Here is a 277-nt window from a genome sequence, read left to right as displayed (position 1 = left end):
GGTAGAGCTTTAGCATCGTCGGTAATAACAGTGCTGACGGTGTTATCAGTACCTTCATTAACAACAGTTTCATTATTAATAGCAACGTCGTCTGCAATGCTAGAGTTAACCTTGATATCAGAAATTTCAACGGCATCTGCGCTTACAGTAGCAACTGATTCAGCACTGATTTCTTTTTCTACACTGTTTTTGGCAAGCGCTTCTTTTACATTACTGCTTCCAGTGTTAGCTTTGTTAGGACGATTACGTTTGACAGTGGCATTATTGGCACTAATAC

1 protein-coding gene is annotated in these 277 nt (G+C 39.7%); it reads right to left on the bottom strand.

The window, feature by feature from the left end; all coding sequences use genetic code 11:
* Nucleotides 1-277: hypothetical protein (locus AAEY93_RS20515; RefSeq protein WP_351079493.1), on the bottom strand; the 277-nt coding region annotated here is incomplete at both ends.

Origin of the sequence: Shewanella sp. CAL98-MNA-CIBAN-0140, from assembly GCF_040309905.1 — a bacterium.
Lineage (GTDB): Bacteria > Pseudomonadota > Gammaproteobacteria > Enterobacterales > Shewanellaceae > Shewanella > Shewanella psychromarinicola.
This window is presented reverse-complemented; position numbering and strand designations above follow the sequence as displayed.